Genomic DNA, 16,760 nt, shown 5'->3' on the forward strand with positions numbered 1-16,760 from the left:
TCATGTCCGCTGATGCGGACGCAACGCGGTAGAGCCGCAGAGGAAACCATGTCAGACGATACCATCCCGCCCGCCCCGCAGCCGCCCGCCCCGCCCGCGCCGCAACTTCCGCCGGAGCCCCAGACCTTCTCTCGCGAGTATGTGTCCGAGCTTCGAGGCGAGAACAAGACGTGGCGCCTGAAGGCTCAGGCCGCCGAAGAGGCAGCCGCTAAGGCCAAGGCTGACGCTGACGCCGCTACCGCCGCCGCCAAGGCCGCCGAAGAGAAGGCGCAGGCAGACGCCGCCGCCGCTCGCACCGCCGCCGAACAGGCCGCTAACGACCGCATCATTCGCGCTGAACTGAAGGCCGCCGCCATCAAGGCCGGTATGGTCGATCTGGACGGCCTGAAACTGGCTGACCTGTCCGCCGTCAAGCTGGACGACACGGGCAACGTGACCGGCGCTGACGAGATGTTGGCCGCGTTGAAGGAGAGCAAGCCCTACCTGTTCAGCGCGCCGCAGCCGCACAGCAGCAACCCCACTCCGCCGCCCCCCGCCCCCAAGCCGGGCGACAAGAAGCTGGCGAAGGACATGACCCCTGAAGAGTTCCAGGCAGCGCGCCGCGCCATCGCCGCCGGCCGCATGCCCTGACCCGCTCACCCTCTCACCACCCCAGCAGCCCGCCCGATGGCGGGCTTTTTTGTGCCTTTGCCCTGATGGGCGCGCTTGGGCCTGACGCCCGACACTACCAAACCCAACCGCGCCAAGTGCGCCTTTCAAGGAAACATCACCATGGCTATGAACAACCTGCCCTCTGCCATTCAGTCCGTCATTCAGCAGGGCTTTCTTGAGCGCTCCTTCGGCGACAGCCTCCGCGCTCGTCTCGGCTTCCGCGCCATCGCCGACCGTGAAGCCTTCATGGCGAACATCGGTGAGAGCATCACCAAGACCCGCACCGGTCTGCTCCCCGCCGTCACCACGCCGATGGCCGCCGCCAGCAACACCGACATTACGTCGGGCCTGACCCCGCAGAACTACAGCGTCGAGCAGTACATTCTCTCGGTCGATCAGTACGCCGCCAACATGATGCTGAACGTGGCGACCAGCCGCGTTGCCATCGGCGACCTGTATCTCCAGAACGCGGAGAAGCTGGCCGAGCAGGCGTCGCGCTCCATCGACACCATCGCCCGCGATGCCCTGTTCGGCGCCTACATGGGCGGCAACACCCGCGTCAAGACCACGCTGGGCAGCGCCGGCACCACGGTTGCGGTGGACGACATCCGCGGCTTCCGCAAGACGCTGAACAGCTCCGGCCAGCCGACCGACGTGTCTTCGACCAACAAGGTCGTCGTGACCGTTGGCGCGACCGCCTACAACCTGATCGGCGCGACCGCTGATGGCTCCAACGTCTCGACCACGCCGGGCGGCATCTCCGGCACGCTGACCTTCGACAGCAACGTGACCACCACGGACGCGACCGCCGGCAACGCCGTCATTTCCGCCGTGGCGCCGATGATCCTGCGCCCGTCCACCTCGTCCGGTCTGGTGATGGCCCCGACCACTGCCGCCATCAGTTCGGCCAACGACATCAACGCCGGCAAGCTGACGATCCAGATGATCCTCGCCGGCAAGGCGCAGCTTGAGGCCAACAGCGTGCCGAAACTGGCGAACGGCCTGTACAACTGCTACGCCGATCCGATCCACCTCACCGGCCTGTATCAGGACCCGGCCTTCCAGTATTTCTTCCGCGGCAAGCCGGACACCCCGGAATACCGGCAGGGCGCCATCGCCGAACTGTTGGGCGTCCAGATCGTGGAGACCAACCAGAACCCGGTGCAGTCGCTTGCCGGCGTCGGCACGGTTCGCCGCGCCATCGTCTGTGGTGCCGGCGCCCTGGTGGAAGGCGTCTTCACGCAGACCGCCTATCAGGCCGCCGCTGCGGTGGACGATGAGTCCATGATCACCTACGTGGACGACGTGGCCCACGTCACCCGCGAGCCGCTGGACGCCCTGAAGCAGGTTGTCACGCAGTCGTGGAGCTACATCGGCGGCTTCGTGGCCCCGACCGACACCACGGCCAACCCGACCGTGCTGCCGACCGCCTCGAATGCGGCCTACAAGCGCGCGGTGATCCTGGAGAGCCTGTAATGGCCCGTCCGGCCCGTAGCCTTCTGGACGATGGGGGCAGCGATGCCCCCGTCTCCATCCCCGCGAAGGTCCGGCTCACGGCCCCTCACGGGTTCATCGACGAGAACAGCCGGCACCGGTACTGGAATGCGGGCGAAGTGGTCGGGGATGCGGCTGAGGTCGCTCTGCTGATCAATCGCGGCGCTCCGGTTGAGCCTGTGGAGTAAACGATGACGGTTCCCGCGCACACCTTCGCTGAAGCGGACCTGATCGACATCAGACGCTTTGCCGGATACCCAGCCGTGGGAACCGGCGTCATCGTGTTCCCCTTCCCGTGGTGGTTCCGGTATTACAGCGCGCTCGAAACGCGCCTGCAAAACCTGACGGACGCAGAAGCGACCGTTGTAACCACCTACCTGGGCCAGCTCCGCGATCTGGAGGCGGCCATCGTGGGGGCGGGTGACAACCTCGACACCTTGGAAGCCGGCCCATGGAAGTGGAACAGCAAAGAGGTTGAGCAGCGAACCAAGCTGCTAGACCAGTGGCGCCAGAAGCTTTGCGGCTTCCTTGGCGTGCCCCCCGGCCCCGACCTGAACAACAGCGGCGGCGGGATGCGCATCGTCGTCTGACGGAGGCTGACATGGACGGCGTTCGCGCTCAGTCGAAAATCTATCGCGGCATGGGCAAGGCAGCCCAGCGCATTGGCCTCCCCTTCGACGTCTACCGCCCCTCCGATGCGACGGACCCGCTTGCTACTGGCAACAAGGTTGTGTCGGCGCTTCCCGCTCACTTCACGGCGGACGGCAACTACACCAAGCCGAATTCGTACGGCGCTGCGACGTGGCAGGCGATGCTAGACGGCGCTCAGGTAGCCGTTGGCGACTACCTTACGGGCGATCCGGGAACGTTCTTCATCGCCGCACGTCAGCCGCTCTTGCCGATCCTCGCTGTGTCCTGCAACCGCACCGTCTCGCTGACGCAGGGCGGCACGTCGCCCGTCGCTGTCGGCTGGCCTGCATCGATCCTAGTGGAGAGCCCCCGCGGCGATCTGCCTGTTGAGGACGTTGCCGGCAACCCGGCGAACCCGTCATGGCGCGTGCTGCTGCCTGCCGTGGCTGGCGTCCAGATCGACGTTGCCGACCTGCTGACCGATGAGCTGTTGCGGCAGTACATCGTGAACAGCGCGGAGCTGACCGACCTTGGATGGCGCATCTCCGCCACTCAGACCACGTTGCTGACCGACAGCGTGATCCACCATTACGCCACGGTCATCCGGCTCATCGGCAAGACGATCACGCTCCGCCGACAGACGAAGAGCGGCGGGGCAAACCCGGTCATCACGAACACGGACTACAGCGTCAAGGCGCTGATCGCTGGCTACGACGCCAACCTCATCAACGGCACGACGGTCACGGTCAAGGACTTGCGGGTCATCGTGGGCACCAAGGACGTGAACGGCAACGCCATACCGACGCCGGCCCCGGCCGACTGGCAAGTCATCATCGACGGTGGAGCGCCGCGGTCGGTCGTGACGGTGCGCCCAGAATACGCCGGGGACCAAATTGCAGTGTTTGAGCTTCAGTCTCGGGGGTAGGCAATGAGCTACGCAAGCGCCCGCGCGGCTGTGGAAGACCGCCTCCAGGCCAATTGGACGGCAACGCCGATAGCCTGGGAGAACGTTGACTTCGATCCACAGGCGCCCGGCGGCAGCTTCCCGGCCGGCGGCCCGTTCATCGCCTTCACGGTCCTGTGGGGCCATGAGTGGCAACGGAGTTTCGGCGCCGACGTGAACCTCTACCGGAACACGGGCGTCCTGCAACTTCATGTCAGGACAGCGCGGGGTGTCGGCACGTCGCAGGCTCACACGCTGGCCGATAGCCTTGCCGCCCTATTCCGTGGGCAGCAGTTTTCCGGCTTCACCTTCTGGTCCGCCTATCCCGAGCCTGGAGAGGAAGAGAAGGAAGCAGGCTGGTATCGGGTGACGGTCAACGTCCCGTTCAAACTGGACGAGTTCTACTGATGCCGGTCGTCGGAATGGACGCCTTCCGCACGGCGCTGCGGAAGGAGGCGGCAGCCATACCGGAGATGGTCACGGCGCTCCAAAAGCATGCCGTCACCGATCTGTTCGGAATGCTCGCCACGCCGCGGGATGAGCGCGGGTCGCCGCCCTTCGGCTCTCCACGGCTGACCGGCCGGTTCATCGCCTCGCTGCGGGTCTCCGTTGGCTCGCCTGACACGTCCTACGAGCCTGAGCTATCCCAGCACCCCGTCCACGGCGACAAGGTGCTGTACCCGCTGCCGGACGAACAGGACGCCATGAACCGGCTTGCTGGCATCCGGGCGTTCCAGCGCGTCATGGTGACGCAGAGTGTCCCATATGCCCGCGACATTGAGGGCGGCTTCAGTCGGAAGACACCACGCGGCGTCTTCCTCAACACCTACACGGCGTTCGCCGCGGCGGCGCAGCAGTACCGAATATCGACGCTCGCCCGACCTTCGAGCGACGCGCCGTTCTGAACCCCGAGCACTGACCGACCAACACGGGCCGCCCACTGAGGCGGCCTTTTTCATGGCTTGAAGGAGGCCGTTTAGTATGCCCTCAGTTGGCGCAGTAACGAATAAGATCGCCGTCCGCTATGGCATCGAGCCCAGCGCCGGCACCACCCCCACCAGCCCGCTCCAGACGCTTCTTGTCGAGAGCGTCGATATCGGCATGGACCTTGCCTTCACGTCCATCGACGTGGTGCGCTCGGACCGTCAGAACGCCGACAACCTGCTGACCGATGCGACCCCCAAGGGCAACATCGGCCGGTACATGGATTACGGCGCCTCCGACGACTTCAAGCTGCTGTCGATGCAGGCTGCGTCGTGGACACGCGTCTATCAGGCCACGAGTGCGAGCGTCAGCAGCACGACCGCCTACACCGTCACGTCGTCCTCGGGCGTCGTCGCCGGCCACATCGTCAAGGGGGCCGGTTTCACCAATGCCGCCAACAACGGCCTCGCTGTCGTCACCAGCACGACCGGCACCACCATCGTTGCGTCGGGCGCCAGCCTGACCACGGAAACCTCTGGCGCGGCGAAGACGGTCACTGTCGTCGGCTATGAGGGCGCCAGCGGCGATATCACCGCCACGTCCACCGGTCTGGCATCGACCACGGTTGATTTCACGACCCTTGGTCTGCGTGTCGGTCAGTTCATCAAGATTGGCGGCGCGGCGGCCGGCAACCAGTTCGCAACGGCAGTCCTGAACGACTACGCGCGCATCACGGCCATCGCCGCACATGCGATCACGCTGGACAACCGTCCCACCGGCTGGACCACGGATGCCGGCACCGGCAAGACGATCCGCATCCTGTTCGGCGACTTCATCCGCAACGGCACTGCTGACAACAGCATGACGATTGAGGTGGAGAACACCGAAGTCACGGGCGGCGTGTTCGACTACCAGGGCTACCAGCCGGACACCTATCAGGTTCAGGTCAACGCCGGTCAGCCGGTGATGGAGACGATCCAGTTCAAGGGCCTGACTGAGACGCAGAACACCAGCACCATCAGCAACGGCGGCGCCGGCTCCATCGTCGCGGCGGTCGCGGCGCAGGCCATCAGCGCCGTCACCGGTTTTGCGAGGTTCTACGAGAACGGCGCTGTCTCGGGCAAGATCACCTCGCTCACGCTCCAGATCAGCAACAACCTTCGCGACCAGAAGGCCGCCGGCACGCTGGGCAACGTCGGTATCGGCTCCGGAACCTTCAAGGCCAGTCTCCAGGCCGAGCTGTACTTCGAAGCCGGCAAGGCCCTGCCGCTGTGGAAGCGGGCGGACGGCGCCACCGTCACGAACTCGTCTGTCATCCTGAAAGACCCGACCGGCAACGCCTACGTGATGACGCTTCTGGCCGCCAAGGTCACCAAGCGCGACATCACCCGCGGCAAGGTCAATCAGGACTGCAAGCTGCAAGTCACCATCGACGCACAGCCAGACAGCACGGGCTCCAACCTGACCGGCTACATGTTCCAGATCGACCGCATCCCGTACCTGGGTGCGTAACAGCTTCGCCGTGAGGCGAGGGCCGGGCAACCGGCGGGCGGCGGCGCTATCGGGGTCGCCGTCGCCCATTTCCACGACAACCCCGAACCGACAACCCCGAAAAGCAGGACTTCCACCATGAGCGACACCTTCGAGACCGCCACCCCCGTCACCGAAACCCCGGCCAAGCCGGTCCCCGACTTCTCGTCCGTCGCCAGCGACCGCGACGCCATGGAGCATGGCATCCCCGTCATGGTCGATGAGGACAAGTGGGTGTTCGTCGCCCACAACAGCGCCAAGGCCTATCAGGAGATCGTGAAGCGGCTGCGCAAGCCCTACGACAAGCTGCTGAGTGTCGGCGGCAAAATCCCGGATGACAAGGCCAAGGACATCAACATCCGCGCTGCGGCCGAAGGCCTGCTGACCGGCTGGGCTGGCTTCACGGACGCCGCCGGCAACCCGGTCGAGTATTCGCCGGAATTCGGGTACGGCCTTCTGAATGCCTCGGAAGACACCCGAGAGAAGGTCATCAACACGGCCTTCACCGCTGAGAGCTACCGCCGTAACGCGGTGGACGCCTCAAAAAACGCATTCGAGAGCTGGCTCGCTGGACAGCCGAATGGGCAGGCGACCGCGAACTAAGCGTCCTCTGGGATGAGATGATAGACGAGGGGGAACTGCCCGGCCCCCTCGCTGATCGTCCAGAGATAGACGAGACCATAGCCGACGCATGGCGGGCCTTCTCGGAGGCGGGAAGGGACCGCCAGTCCGGCATGGGGCTGGGGCCTATCCCCTATACCTCCGTGGTCCGATGGCTCGATGAGAACGGCATCACCGACAAGGAAGACCGGGAGACGATCCGGCAACTGGTCTTTGCGGCTGATGATGAATACCGATCAGTCATCGCCGACAAGGAGGAAAAGGACCGCGCCAAGGACAAGGGCGGCGTCGGGTAGCGCCGTCCTACTGATACGGGAAAAGCGTAATCCGTGCTGGTTCAGCGCGGCAGAAAGTCGTCATGTCGATGGCTCGGAGTCCGCGGTATCCGGTGGCGTAGATGGCTTCTGTACATTGCCCAACCACGCGGCCAGCCGCATCGTAGATGATGGCCTGGATGTACAGATGGCGGTCAAGTGTGTGGCCTATGAACGAAGAGACTTCGGCTAGGATGCGCAGCCGAGTTTCTCCATCCCGGTCAGCCGAAGATTTCCGAGCCGAGATGCCGCCAATCTTTACGCCGCAGAGGTCTTCCAGTTTCTCTTGACGCTCAACGAATGGCGTCAAGTCGTCGCCGTCCTGAATTTCAACATATGGAGCATGCTCGGATAAGCCCGTCATCATGGCATCACTCCGTGACGATGGGTCCGATTATCTTGCGGATGTTGTCCGCCGTCTTCTGAACAGCATCCTGTGGCGGAAGCTCTACCCCATGATCGGTGAAGCGGACACCAGCGTCCTCAAGGGCACGCTGGATGGCCGCAAGGTTGTTGGCGTGCGGCGTGCGGGCGCCGCGCTCGAAATCGATAAGCGTCCTCTCCGCTATCCCCGCGGCTGACGCCAGATCGGAGCGGGACATATCGAGCATGGCGCGGGCGCCCTTGGACTGCTGTGGCGAAATCATGGCCAAGTTGCAAAATTCCTGTTGACGTTGCCGGATCAATGTTGCATGTTCTGTGTCGAGGTTACACGAAACGGGACGCAGGGGCAACGCCATGAACGCATCGCGCCGTCAGTTTCTCGCCGCAACGGCCGCTGTTCCGGTTGGTGCGGTTGCTGGTACGCAGGGTGAACCTGCATTCCGGATTATCGACATTCTGGCTGGAGCCAAGGACCGCAATCATCCAGACGCCGAACTCTTCGCCGCTTGGCGGGAGTATGTCGAGGTTGTGAGCCACTACGATAGCCTGCCCACGACCATGACTGATGCGGAAATCGCGCCGTTCACCGCGCGGCTGGATCGGTGCCGGGATCGGATGGAGACGTTGCCGGCAAAGACGCTGGACGGAATGCACCTTAAGTTCCGCTACCTGCTGACGTCGATGACCGAACACCCAAGCGCTGACGAAGTGCTTGTCCATGGCAGGCCGGCAACGGAAGCGTTCCTCAAGCGCGTGAACAGCGACTTCCGCGAGGCTATGGTCTGGCGGATGGTACAGGATACGGCGCCGCATAGCGCCTAGGTGCGCGTCATAGTAGGATGCGTGCCGTTATGGAATACAATGAGTACATATCATCTCCGGCTTGGCGCAAGCTTCGTGAAACCGCCCTTGAACGGGATGGGCGTCGCTGCCGGTTGTGCAATGCTGGCGGGGAAGACGACAGGCTAGAGGTTCACCACCGGTACTATCCGCCGAGAGGCAGATGGGACCTGGATTGCTTGGACGCTCTGACCGTCCTATGCGTCTCGTGTCACGACCTAATCACCGACAAGCAACGAAAAAGGCGATACGCAAACACCGCCATTGAGCCGGCAGAGGTGTCGCGCATCGCCCCAACACATGAAGGCTTTGATCATGGCATACGAAACCTTGAAGTTCAAGATCACGGGCGTATCGCCCCTGCTGATGCACAACGGCCAACTCGCGGACCCGTTAAACTCCTTTGCCAAGAGCATCGCAGAAATTTCGAGCAAGCGGAAAAAGACTGACGCCGATCACATTGAGATGGGTAGGCGAGAGTTCTACGGCTCGCTATACATGAGCGGCGGGCGCCCATGCATCCCCGGCGAGATGCTTGAAGCAGTCATGATCGCTGGCGCGAAGAAGGAGAAGCGCGGGCCGCAAGCAAAAGCTGGGCTATTGGTCGATGGCAACGCCACTCTGCTGTATGACGGCCCAACCACGGCAGAGGAGCTTTGGGCGGATGAGCGCTTCCGCTTGCGCGTCCCGGTTAAGGTTGGAATGGCGAAGGTAATGCGCACGCGCCCCCGCTTTGACGGGTGGTCGGCGGACATTGAGGTTAAGTTTCTGCCATCTATGCTGAATGCGCGAGAGGTGAAAAGCTTCTTGCAAGCCGCTGGAGAACAAGTAGGAATTGGTGATTGGCGGCCTCGTTTCGGAAGGTTCGAAGTCGCCTGATAGGCCTTAAGGTGCGCAGGGGCAAGCCTAGCCAAGCCCTGTTCGGGACTGGAGTGGTTTGGCCCGGTGAGGCAAGGACCGTTGTTCGCAATGGGGAGGGGCTGGTAAGCCGGCCCCTCTGCGGTGCGAAGAGCGCCAAATGGCATGCCAGTGACCGGTGAGATACGGCACGGATCGGCTTGGAATGGTTGGTCTAGTTTTGGCAGTGCTAGGCATGGGTAAGGGGGCCGCGTAATTGCGGCCCCTTTTCATTCCTCGATCCATCCAGATCGCTTGTAATGGTCTGCCATCATCAGCGGCGATGACATGGCGAAGGCTATCCAGATGCCGCATATGGCGAGCAGAGGAACTCCAGGGACGAACGCAATTAACGCCATCACCATGAGCGTGATGGCGGCATATGACCAAGCCCCTTTGGCAAGCAAATAGATGGGGCCAAGGAATAACATCCATGCAACGGTTTGCGGCCCCACGCTTTGCCGGTATCCGTTAGATGGGTTCCTAAACATTGACATGGCGCATTCTCCGCGAGCGAGCGCATGAGCATGCGCGGGATACTCAAAAGAGTCCAGAAGCTAGACCTTGACTGACGGGCGCCCGGCTACTCCGCGGCGCCCTTTTCTATGAGGTGCCACGTGACCGACACCCTGACGCTTGGAATTGCCGTAGACGCGGCGCCGGCTGAAACTGGCGCACTAAAGGTCGTCGCCGCATACCGAGCCATCGAAGTTCGCGCCGATGCCATGGCTGCCGCCGTGTCCAAGGCAGACGCCGCCATGTCCAAGATGGGGCAGGGGGCTACCTTCGACGCTGTGACCCGCGCCATCTCATCTGGCGCTGGAAGCGTCGATGCCATGGCTGCGGCGATGGAGAGGGCAGAGCGCGTTGAGCGCGCCATGCAGCAAGCCATGGAAGGGATGGCGGCGGCATCCACAAAGCAAACACAAGCCGCCCAAGCGATGCTGGATGCGATCACTAAGATCGTTGACAAACAACAGGCGTGGCAGCGGTCAACCAAGGAAGTGACGCAGGCGACTGAGAGCGAGGACGAGGCGCTAGACCGCATCACAAGGCGCATGCGGGAGGCCAAGGCGGCGCGAGAAGCCCAGGCGCAGGCGGCCCAACAGCAGAAGGTGGCGCAAGAGGCGCTGAATACCGCTGTGGCTGCCGGCGCCGGCGGCAAGGTCTCTAACGCTGGTCTGCTGGCCGCTGATGTCCAGTCGGTCCAGAAAACGACCGAGGCAGTTGGCAAGCTGACGCAGGCGCGGGTGACGGACGCCGCGGCATCTTCCAAGGCGTCCGGCGGAGTGGTTCGGGACACCGAGGCGCAGACGATAGCCCTTGCCCGCCTGGACGCGCGGCTCGGGCTCATCACGAAATCCGATTTGGCCTATGCCACAGCAGAGGCTGAGCTTAGCCGCCTGCTGCGGCAAGGAACCATCGACGCCGACCAGCACGCTTCCCGTCTGGCGGTGTTGAACAAGGCCCTTGATGATGGCCGGGTCACGGCGACTTCGACGGCGGCGGCTCATGTCAAACTGACTGGCGCCGCGCGAGACACCTTCGACGCCATCTCTGCCGGCGGGAGCCCTGTTGGCGCCATTGTCATGCAGTTTTCCAGCCTGGAGAAGGGCATCACGGCGGCGAACGTGGCGATGTTGGCGATGGGGGCTGGTGTCGGCGCCATCGCTGGCGGCATCGCCTTGCTGGCCGCCGCGTCGATCAAAGCCGGCGATGAACTGACGAAGACAGAGGGGCGGCTTGCTGCCGTTACCGGGTCCGTTGGCGCCGCCCGCGAGACCTATGACGGCCTGTACCAGATTTCGCAAAAGACCGGCATCGCCGTCGCGGACAGCGCCAACCAGTTCGTCCGCTTCAACATCGCGGCCGGGGAGATCGGCGCCACGCGGCGGGAGGTGTTGCAGCTTGTCGAGACCGTCCAGAAGTTTGGCGTCGTCTCGGGCATCAGCACGCAGGAGGCGCAAGCGGGGGCGCAACAGCTAGGGCAGGCGCTTGCCAGTGGCAAGCTTCAAGGCGACGAACTGAGGTCGATCCTGGAGAACATGCCGGTGATGGCGCGTGCTCTGGCGAAGGAGCTTGGCGTCGGCATCGGTCAATTGAAGGAGATGGGCTCTGCCGGCGAACTGACCGCTGACAAGGTATTCCGCGCCCTGCTGCGGGCGTCTACTGAGGCGAATGCGGCATTCGAAGCGATGCCCATGACTGTAGAGCGGGCGTCCAGCATCATGGCCTCTTCGTGGGGGCGGTTCGTCGCTGAAATTGACAGAAGCCTCCAGCGGTCTCAGAGCCTTGCCAACACCATCAAGTATGTTGCTGACCAGTTGGACAGACTGGCGAAGAACCAGACCACTTCTGGTCAATTTGACAACATATCAAAACAAATCACCGAATTGGAGGCGTACAAAAAGCAACTCAAGCAGGAGCTTTCTGACAACAACGGATGGGGTTTCAGCGTCGGGACGTTCTTGAAGAACAACTCCGAGCTGGCAGATATTGATAAGCGGATCGCCCGGCTTCAGGCGACGCGCGATGTTCTCGGAGAGAATGTCCGAGAGGAACAGCGCCTAGCCGCTCAAATGCAGCAATCTGACCGAGCGCGCACGGCATCGGCCGCGGCGGCGGCGGCTCAGACGGCAGCGCAAGGGGCGTACAAGGATGCGGTAAAGGGGCTGTTCCCCCTGGAAGACGCTCTGACGGAGAGGAATAAGAAGCGCGCCGATGTGATGTCGGCACTGGACGCCGGCCTCATCAGCTTTGCTCAGGCGCAGAAGGACAACGCCGCAATTGAGGAGGCATATCAAGCCAAGGTCGAGAGCGTCACCCATGCGCAACGTGATGCGGAGAAAGCGGCTGGCGACCGGGAGAAGGCGGAGGCGAAGCTTGAAAAGCAAATCCTCTCCGCCGTAAAGGCCGCTGATGCAAAGGCGGTTGAAGAGTACAACAAGGTCATGAACGAAGGTAAGCGCGTGTACGATAGCACGCGCACGCCTGCCGAGAAGTACGCCGATACGCTTGTTGACCTTAATAGGCTTCTGAATGCTGGGGCCATTGATCAAGACACCTTTAACAGGGCTGTTCAACAGTCTGACCCTGCATTCCAAGAGGCGAAGAAGGCCGCTGAGAAGTACCAACAGGAGATACAGAGCACCGCCAAGGACATCGCCCGCGACTGGTCAGAGACCCTTTACGACGCGATGATCCTTCAGGACAAGCAAGCCAGCATCATCGACGCCATCAAGGCGTTGGGGAAGCGGATCGCTGTTGCCTTGCTTGAGGCAAACATCGTTCTGCCGATCACAACGGCGGTTGTCGGTTCGGTTCCCGGCCTGTTCGGCATCCAGGGCGGCGGCTCTGCTGCCAACCAGAACGGCGGCATGGGGGGTGCAGGCAACCTGCTGTCGATAGGCAGCAAGTTCATGCCGTCGTCGTGGACAAGCGGCATCACGGGGGCTATCGACCAGTTCGGCGCTTCGGCGTTCGGCATCGGCAGCTCCATTGTTCCGGCGGTCGGCGGGCAGGCTGCCACGGTGGCGGCTACGACCATCAACCCGGCGACAGGCTCCCTCGCTGCCTACAATAGTTGGGGGGCGGCGGGGGCGCAGGGGGCATCGGCTGGGCTATCGTCATACCTCGGCCCGCTTGGCGCCGGCTTCGCGGTTGGCGGCTTGCTTGGCCCGTTGCTGGCGAACGGGAATAAAGCTGTTGGCGGACTGGCAGGCGGCGCTTCTGGCGCGGCGGCTGGCGCTCTGGTCGGCTCGATGATCCCCGGCGTCGGGACGCTGATCGGCGCGCTGATCGGCGGTGCCGGCGGCGGGCTTGGCGGCCTGATCGGCACTCAAAAGCCAAGCGTAGGGAAAACCGCATCTTCTGACGTGACGATTGCCAGCAATGGCAAGAGTGCGACCTATGGGAATATACTGACTGACAACGAAGGAGACCCGGAAGCCGGGAAGGCGCTTGGCAATTACATCTCCAGCATCTTCACGACGGCGGCGGCTGGTGGCGGAAGGCTGACCAAGGACTTCGGTTTTGGGCAGACAGCCAAGGATGGCTACTACATCGCTGGCTCTGTCGATTACAAGAAGTTCGGAGACGACTTTGCCGCGATGATGCGTTACGCGCTCATCGACCAAGGCGGACTGAAGGACGGCGGCAAGAACACGCTGGCGGCCATCACCAACTCGAAGAACAAGGACGCCGAAGAGTTTGGCAAAGACGTTGCGTTGGGCGCCTCCATCGACGCCGGCAACACGGCGCTGCGGGAGATGGTCAAGACGCTCTCGGGCGTCACTGACGCGGCGAAGAAGGCCACGACTGAGTCCTTCAAGCCGATGTTTGAGGAGTTGGAACGCGCCAAAAAGCTGGGCATCGACGGGGCTTATGTCGGCCTCGCCAGTGAACAGCTGAAGGCCTACCTGGACCAACTCCGCAACCCGCCGGACTTCACGCAGACGCAGCAGGACATGGCGACGCTGACCGGGCAGTTCCAAGCCGCTCGGGAAGCCTATGCCCAACTCAATCCCGCGATGGTCACCTATGTGGACCAGATCGAGGCTGAGACGCGGGCGCGAATGGCGGCCAACCTGAACAAGTCGCTCGACCAGCAGATCGCAGAGGCAAGCGGTCGGGGCTACGTCAACCAGATCAGCGGCTTCCTCGACACGCTGACCGCCAACGGCAAGTCGCTGGCGGCGGTTGGCGAGCCGGTGACGCGGGCGCAGACCCTCTTCAACGCCCAACTCGCCGGCCTGCTGAAGACGCTGGACGACACCCAGCGGGCGGACGTGGTGGCGACCTTCGGCGGCAGCATCTCCAACCTCTCGGAGGTGATGCAGCAGGCGGCGAACGACAACGCGGAGGCGGCGGCAGAAGCGGCTGCCAAGGCGGCGTCGGATATCCGCTCGTCCTGGTCGTCGGTGGTGTCGTCGGCTCTGTCTTCGGCGCAGTCGGTTAAGTCGGCGTGGGAGAATACGGCCAAGTCTCTGGCATCTGCTCGGCAGCAGCTCCTTGTGGGCGACCTATCGCCGCTCAGCCCGTTGGAGAAATACAACGCAGCCAAGGCGCAGTTCAACGCCGTGTCTTCTGCGGCGGCCGGTGGCGATCAGGACGCAATGAGCCAACTGGCAACGGTGGCTCAGAGCTTCTTGACCGCCTCGAAAGCCTACAACGCCACAAACACGGCCTACGCCTCTGACTTCTCGGTGGCGACCGATGCGTTGCAGCACAGCGAGAGTATCGCATCGCAGCAACTCACAGCAGCCAAGTCTCAGGTTAGCTACCTGTCGTCGATTGACAGCAGCTTGAAGAGCCTAGACGCCAACATGGCAGAACAGGCTCAGATGGCGTCTGTCATCTCCACGCCCCGCAACTGGGGTGCGTCGGGGAGCGTCGCCGCCAACATGCAGCTTGCCCTTAAGACGGGGTACAGCGGCGACTTCGGCGGCGGCGGCTGGCAAAGCTGGATCACGCAGCAAGACGACAGCACGAAGGCCATCGCCCGTCAGGTGCTCGCTGCGGCTGGACAGTCGTGGCGCATCAACGGCTTCGCGACCGGCACCCCCGCCGCTCCTCCGGGATGGGCGTGGGTTGGCGAGCAAGGGCCGGAGCTGATGCAGATGAAAGGCGGTGAGCCGGTCATCCCGAACGCCGCAGCCGTGTCCATGGCCCGGTCGTGGGAGGCGGCGAACGACAGGTGGGGCGGGAACGTCGTCGAGTACCGGCCGCGTCAGTCGTCGCAGTCTTCCGGCGGCGGCTCTGCTGACATCAAGCGGCAAAACGAACTGCTTGAAGAGCAAAACCGCCTGCTTACGGCCCTTCTCAGGACCACCGCGGCGGCCGGCGACGGCACGCTCAACGGGCTGGCGGAAGTCGCCGACAACGTGAAGGCCGTCGCAAAGAAGGCGTCTGGCGGGGGGCTTCGTGAATGACGATCCTGTTGTTTGAGGCAACGGTCTACGACCCGGTTTCCGCCGGGTCAAAGACTATCCTTGCCGGCACGTCTGCCTATGCCCATCCTTCGGCCCCCGACTTCTACCGGGGCGCCATCTTGGGTGACGCTGAGGCTACGGCGACGATATCCCGCACGGTCTGGCAGTCGGAAAGCGAGTATGGCGCCGGAAAGCTGGACCTCGCGGAAATCGACGTGGAGAACATCGACGGGTGGCTGGACTGGCTGGTGACCAATGCGGCGACGTATGGGTTTTCCGGCCGGCTCCTGCTGCTCCCCGACGCCACGACAGCCTATGGTTCGGCGACCGTCCTTGCCACGGGCGTGATTGAGGGCGCCGCGTTTTCCTGGGATCGCGTCACCTTCCGTTGGCGTGACCAGATCGCCTACCTCTTGGACAAGGCGGCGCAGTCGGTGAAGTTCGCCGGCTCTAACGCCCTGCCCGCCGGGCTAGAGGGGGTGGACGACATCAAGGACCAGTGGAAGCCGGAATGGTGGGGAACGAACTACAACGTTCCCTTGGTCTGCGTGAATACGTCCAAGGTGATCTATCAGGCGTCTGCCCGCGCCATGCAGACCCTCAGCGCCGTCTACGACAAGGGATCGGCTCTGACCCCGGCCGGCACATTCTCCACGCTTGCCGATGTGCAGAACGATGCCGTGAAGCCGGCGGCAGGTCAGTGGAAATGGTACAGCGGGCCTGAAGGCACCTATGTCCGTCTGAACACCGCCCCGGCTGGGGAGGTTACGGCGGATGGCAGCGAAGGAGCGAACGGCGCCGCTCGGACCATCGCCCAAGTCTGGAAGCGAATGCTTGCGGCTTGGGGCATCACGACAGTCAGCGCCAGCGACGTGACGGCGGCCGACACAGCGCAACCCGGTGAAGTCGGCATCTGGCTCGGGGCCAGCGAAGAGCAACGCCGGGACACCATCAACAAGGTGCTGGCGTCCGGCGGCTTCGTGACGTGGCTTGATGCTGGCGGCACATGGCGGATTGCCCGCGTGGAAGAGCCGACCGGGACAAGCTCCGTCACGTTCAAGGTGCTGCGGATCGGGTCATCGGCCCAAGCGAACGATGGCGACATTCTCGAATGGGAGTGGGACAACCCCGGAGATGGGACGGCCAGTCCGGCCTATAGCGTCGCTCTGACCTATGCCCGTAACTGGACGGTGCAGTCAAAAGACAGCCTAGCCGGCATCTCTCTGGAGTCCACGGCGACGACGCACGGCCTGCAATTCCTGACCGAGGCAACGCGGCAGGTAAAGCAGGAAGACGCGGCGACGTTGACCAACGCGCCGCTTGCCCGGCAGACGACCGAAGACACGCTGTTCATCGACCAAGCCGTGACATCGGCGGAGGCATCCAGCCGGCTTGCTCAACGCAAGAAGGGCGGCCCCCGCCGGGCGCGCATGAAGGTGAAGTTCGGCCCTGCCACGGCAGCGGCGGTCGATCTGATGAAGTTCATCACCATCCAACTCCCGCGGTTCGGCATGTCGGCAGGGCGTAAGGCCCTAGTGACCGGCATCACGCCTGATTGGTCCAACCAGACGGCGGACCTATACCTCTACCTGTGAGGGCTAA

At 63.3% G+C, this 16,760-nt stretch carries 16 protein-coding genes; 13 read left to right on the plus strand and 3 right to left on the minus strand.

All coding sequences use genetic code 11. From position 1 onward, the window contains the following. Nucleotides 1-48: 48 nt before the first annotated feature. From M5E06_RS17845 to M5E06_RS17885, 9 genes are all read left to right on the plus strand, one after another. Complete coding sequence (locus M5E06_RS17845) at nt 49-630, plus strand: phage scaffolding protein (protein WP_252139319.1); 582 nt, start codon at nt 49-51, stop codon at nt 628-630. 141 nt (nt 631-771) lie between these two features. Further along, nucleotides 772-2,127 (plus strand): major capsid protein, encoded by a 1,356-nt coding sequence (locus tag M5E06_RS17850; protein WP_252139320.1) that lies wholly within the window; start codon nt 772-774, stop codon nt 2,125-2,127. A 209-nt stretch (nt 2,128-2,336) separates the two neighbouring features. After that, entirely contained in the window at nt 2,337-2,735 is a 399-nt protein-coding gene (locus tag M5E06_RS17855) for a hypothetical protein (RefSeq protein WP_252139321.1), read from the plus strand. 11 nt (nt 2,736-2,746) lie between these two features. Continuing rightward, entirely contained in the window at nt 2,747-3,700 is a 954-nt protein-coding gene (locus M5E06_RS17860) for a hypothetical protein (protein ID WP_252139322.1), read from the plus strand. A gap of 3 nt (nt 3,701-3,703) precedes the next feature. After that, nucleotides 3,704-4,126, plus strand: coding sequence for a phage tail terminator-like protein (locus tag M5E06_RS17865; protein ID WP_252139323.1), 423 nt, complete (start codon nt 3,704-3,706; stop codon nt 4,124-4,126). Continuing rightward, the gene (locus tag M5E06_RS17870; RefSeq protein WP_252139324.1) at nt 4,126-4,623 is read left to right on the plus strand and encodes a hypothetical protein; all 498 of its coding nucleotides are present in this window, start codon (nt 4,126-4,128) and stop codon (nt 4,621-4,623) included. Before M5E06_RS17865 ends, M5E06_RS17870 begins: the two co-directional genes overlap by 1 nt. A gap of 76 nt (nt 4,624-4,699) precedes the next feature. Continuing rightward, nucleotides 4,700-6,154 carry a phage tail tube protein gene (locus M5E06_RS17875; RefSeq protein ID WP_252139325.1) on the plus strand — a complete coding sequence of 485 codons (1,455 nt, stop codon included), beginning with the start codon at nt 4,700-4,702 and terminating at the stop codon, nt 6,152-6,154. Between the two features lie 117 nt (nt 6,155-6,271). Further along, nucleotides 6,272-6,775 (plus strand): phage-derived protein YdaY family protein, encoded by a 504-nt coding sequence (locus M5E06_RS17880; protein WP_252139326.1) that lies wholly within the window; start codon nt 6,272-6,274, stop codon nt 6,773-6,775. A gap of 17 nt (nt 6,776-6,792) precedes the next feature. Continuing rightward, complete coding sequence (locus M5E06_RS17885; RefSeq protein WP_252139327.1) at nt 6,793-7,089, plus strand: phage tail assembly chaperone; 297 nt, start codon at nt 6,793-6,795, stop codon at nt 7,087-7,089. Nucleotides 7,090-7,096: 7 nt separating this feature from the next. Here the strand turns inward: M5E06_RS17885 and M5E06_RS17890 are convergent, their stop codons facing one another. Continuing rightward, a complete protein-coding gene (locus M5E06_RS17890) occupies nt 7,097-7,474 on the minus strand; it encodes a hypothetical protein (protein ID WP_252139328.1) in 378 nt (125 codons plus the stop codon). A gap of 4 nt (nt 7,475-7,478) precedes the next feature. Continuing rightward, nucleotides 7,479-7,847 carry a helix-turn-helix transcriptional regulator gene (locus M5E06_RS17895; RefSeq protein ID WP_252139329.1) on the minus strand — a complete coding sequence of 123 codons (369 nt, stop codon included), beginning with the start codon at nt 7,845-7,847 and terminating at the stop codon, nt 7,479-7,481. Here M5E06_RS17895 and M5E06_RS17900 point away from each other — a divergent pair. Then, nucleotides 7,846-8,313, plus strand: a complete 468-nt coding sequence (locus M5E06_RS17900; RefSeq protein ID WP_252139330.1) for a twin-arginine translocation signal domain-containing protein — start codon at nt 7,846-7,848, stop codon at nt 8,311-8,313. The two genes, M5E06_RS17895 and M5E06_RS17900, sit on opposite strands and share 2 nt — an antisense overlap. 333 nt (nt 8,314-8,646) lie before the next feature. Beyond that, nucleotides 8,647-9,210, plus strand: coding sequence for a hypothetical protein (locus M5E06_RS17905; protein WP_252139331.1), 564 nt, complete (start codon nt 8,647-8,649; stop codon nt 9,208-9,210). A 248-nt stretch (nt 9,211-9,458) separates the two neighbouring features. On the opposite strand, the gene M5E06_RS17910 is transcribed toward M5E06_RS17905, so the two are convergent. Continuing rightward, nucleotides 9,459-9,725: a hypothetical protein gene (locus M5E06_RS17910; protein ID WP_252139332.1), complete on the minus strand. Its 267-nt coding sequence runs from the start codon at nt 9,723-9,725 to the stop codon at nt 9,459-9,461. A 120-nt stretch (nt 9,726-9,845) separates the two neighbouring features. Between M5E06_RS17910 and M5E06_RS17915 the strand changes: the two genes are divergently transcribed. Together M5E06_RS17915 and M5E06_RS17920 are read left to right on the plus strand one after the other, a co-directional pair. After that, nucleotides 9,846-15,158 carry a tape measure protein gene (locus M5E06_RS17915; protein WP_252139333.1) on the plus strand — a complete coding sequence of 1,771 codons (5,313 nt, stop codon included), beginning with the start codon at nt 9,846-9,848 and terminating at the stop codon, nt 15,156-15,158. Beyond that, nucleotides 15,155-16,753, plus strand: coding sequence for a hypothetical protein (locus M5E06_RS17920; RefSeq protein WP_252139334.1), 1,599 nt, complete (start codon nt 15,155-15,157; stop codon nt 16,751-16,753). The genes M5E06_RS17915 and M5E06_RS17920 overlap by 4 nt, the downstream gene beginning before the upstream one ends. Nucleotides 16,754-16,760: the final 7 nt, after the last annotated feature.

The sequence above is a fragment of the Azospirillum sp. A1-3 genome (genome assembly GCF_023806445.1).
Lineage (GTDB): Bacteria > Pseudomonadota > Alphaproteobacteria > Azospirillales > Azospirillaceae > Azospirillum.